Origin of the sequence: Hyella patelloides LEGE 07179, assembly GCF_900659865.1 — a bacterium.
Classification (GTDB): domain Bacteria; phylum Cyanobacteriota; class Cyanobacteriia; order Cyanobacteriales; family Xenococcaceae; genus Hyella; species Hyella patelloides.
The window spans coordinates 1-2,393 of record NZ_LR214404.1; the positions used below are offsets into that span (position 1 = coordinate 1).

5 protein-coding genes and 2 pseudogenes are annotated in these 2,393 nt (G+C 40.2%); 5 read left to right on the plus strand and 2 right to left on the minus strand.

Annotated features, from left to right (window positions below; translation table 11 throughout):
* Window positions 1–205, minus strand: a pseudogene (locus H1P_RS35225) (ISAzo13 family transposase); the annotation flags it as partial.
* 395 nt (window positions 206–600) lie between these two features.
* Here H1P_RS35225 and H1P_RS39190 point away from each other — a divergent pair.
* The 3 genes from H1P_RS39190 (at window position 601) to H1P_RS35235 (ending at window position 1,456) form a co-directional block, all read left to right on the plus strand.
* Complete coding sequence (locus tag H1P_RS39190) at window positions 601–729, plus strand: hypothetical protein (RefSeq protein ID WP_281291298.1); 129 nt, start codon at window positions 601–603, stop codon at window positions 727–729.
* Between the two features lie 132 nt (window positions 730–861).
* The gene (locus tag H1P_RS35230; RefSeq protein ID WP_144876424.1) at window positions 862–1,113 is read left to right on the plus strand and encodes a hypothetical protein; all 252 of its coding nucleotides are present in this window, start codon (window positions 862–864) and stop codon (window positions 1,111–1,113) included.
* Between the two features lie 70 nt (window positions 1,114–1,183).
* Window positions 1,184–1,456, plus strand: coding sequence for a hypothetical protein (locus H1P_RS35235; protein WP_144876426.1), 273 nt, complete (start codon window positions 1,184–1,186; stop codon window positions 1,454–1,456).
* Window positions 1,457–1,488: 32 nt separating this feature from the next.
* On the opposite strand, the gene H1P_RS35240 is transcribed toward H1P_RS35235, so the two are convergent.
* The gene (locus H1P_RS35240; protein ID WP_144876428.1) at window positions 1,489–1,713 is read right to left on the minus strand and encodes a helix-turn-helix domain-containing protein; all 225 of its coding nucleotides are present in this window, start codon (window positions 1,711–1,713) and stop codon (window positions 1,489–1,491) included.
* 155 nt (window positions 1,714–1,868) lie between these two features.
* Between H1P_RS35240 and H1P_RS37140 the strand changes: the two genes are divergently transcribed.
* A complete protein-coding gene (locus tag H1P_RS37140; protein ID WP_186376333.1) occupies window positions 1,869–2,021 on the plus strand; it encodes a hypothetical protein in 153 nt (50 codons plus the stop codon).
* A pseudogene (locus H1P_RS35245) lies at window positions 2,018–2,393 on the plus strand (DUF3854 domain-containing protein); the annotation flags it as partial. The gene H1P_RS37140 and the pseudogene H1P_RS35245, both read left to right, overlap by 4 nt.

Sequence of the window (2,393 nt, forward strand, 5' to 3'; positions counted from 1 at the left end):
GACCGCCACCCACAACTCTCTCTCGCTCCACTGGTCTTGTAACTAAGTTATTTTCTAGTTCTACTGTTCCTCGCCGAATGGTATCTGGATCCATCCCTGTGATCTTTGACATTTGTTTAACTCCACCACGTCCCAGTTTTTTGGCTTCTAGAGCAACATACCAACGTCTTTGCTGTTCATCTAGTCGACTTAATAATAAGTTCATCTGGCTGTGTAGTTCAAAGGTCTGATTAGACTCTACTTGTTGGCATATTTGGCATTGACACTGGTGGATTCTTCTGGTTGGCAACTTTTTCTCTCTTGCTGTAAGTCTAGCTCAACATTTTACCAAAAATCCGAAGTTAATTCTGGACGACTCCTAAGGATAGTGTATCACAAGAATTAGATGCTTTAAGTTTAGAACTGAAGCACAGCCAAGACTATCAAAGCAACGAATCGAGCTATATCAAGTATGAAATAGATTCGGTAGAAGAAGAGTTTGGAGAGCTATTTCGGCTGTGGAACGAAAGAAAACTACTAGGAACGTTCTACAAAAACTCTCAAGGCTGGAAAGCTGAGCCTTTTTATTTATGCAAGCAATACATCAAAGCAGAATTAGATTTGTCTCAAAGTTGGGAGAAATCGGATGAGGCAATAGCCTATATTAAATCATTGTATGAAGGAAAAAGTCAGGATTTAGCTTCTGAAATTACGTTAAATCCTAATATTGGCTATTTAACAGCAGCTTAAAAGCGAAAGCCAGCAGCAACACACCTTGCTGCTGGCTTTTATTCGTGCGATAAGCGCAGAAGCAAGATGTGTTGAGGTCGCGTTGCTTCTTGTAATCAAAAGTATTTGAATCCCTTAAATCATCCCAGGATTATGAAAAATTTAGCAATTGAGTTTGTCATCGAACGAGAAAGACGTTATTTGAGAGACAACCCCACTGAAGCAGAACGGCTAGCTCTGGGTTATCTAGAAGACTTTTTAAAGGTGGCTCAAGAAGTCAAGAAACTGGAGCAAAAGTACCGAAATGTGGTGGCAGACAATCAAAAACTAACATCGCAGTTGATAGAGATGTCTTCACCCCCAAGGGTAACTCTGCCTTCATTCCTTGAGTGTTATCGACATTAAAGCAGAAAGATTTCAAGACTCGTGAGAAGCAATCTCTCGGCTATGTAGTATTTAAGTAGGATATAGGGTTATGCCAAATCATCGCTCTAATGAGCGTCCAGTATTATCAATTGCTTTAGTAACTGGAGAAGAGATTGAATCATTAGGATTACCAGTATTAAAGGTTTGTGCCACTAGAGAAAATAATTACATGATTCTCTCAGGACAAAACCATCTAGAAAATGCACTCAATGAGAGTCTTCAACATCTCGAAGAGCCAAACAGTACGGTTTTGTTTTTGGCGGTGGAAGTAGTACCTGCTGCTCAAAGGAGAAGAAGAGTCAGAGGAGGGGATGTAGCATGAGCGAGGGACAAATATGTATGCCTAAACAGACATTAAACAGCTTGTTGAGTTAATTCTTCGGGGATACAAAAAATATACTGCGCTGGCTGCCAACGATAGGTTTTCCAAAGACATTCCATTACTGATTTACTGGGAATGTAATCTGGATCGTCATACAATCTGTAAGCCGTTTCTCTATTCAGTTTAGTATCTTTCCAAAGTCTATATCTCGTAAGACCTTGAGCTTCCATCAGCGATTTTATATTATTCTTAATCATTTGTTACCACCCCCTGTATACTATACCATACACAATTTTTCTTGCACCAGAGTTATATGCATGGTTAAATATACATATTGTTTGAAGCAAGGTGGTAACAGCCTAGGAAACTTTAACCACCCTGCAATAACCGTTATTTAAGGAATGAACCAAAGATGTCCAATCCACTTACCAGTGTAAAACAAGACGATAAAAGAAGCCAAGAACCAAACATAGATATAGACTTGTATTCTGTGGGTTGGTTTGATGGTTTGATTGGATTTAAACCATCTCAGCTAGAAAAATCAAGAAACCGAGGTGCAGCATGAGTATATTAGCACCACCTATTCTGCGCCAAAATCAACTATCAGCATCAGATTACGAGCATTGCTGTGTCAAAAGAGGATTAAACCCCTCTTGGATAACGGCTGGATGTCAAACCTTAACTCAAACCCAATCAACAGAATACCTGGGATACCCAGCCAAGTCAGGAGGAATCCTGATTGAGGGCGCAAATGGACAGTATCAACTCCGCCCCCATAAACCTTGGAGTAACAAACCAGGACAAAAAGCCCCCAAGTACAGAACGGCATTAGGGGATGAATACGATGCACTCTTACCCGCCCATCCCACAGACAAATATCACTGGAACAATCTCTCAGCATTAAAGAAACGCTGTTACAAAATTAACGATGTTCCTC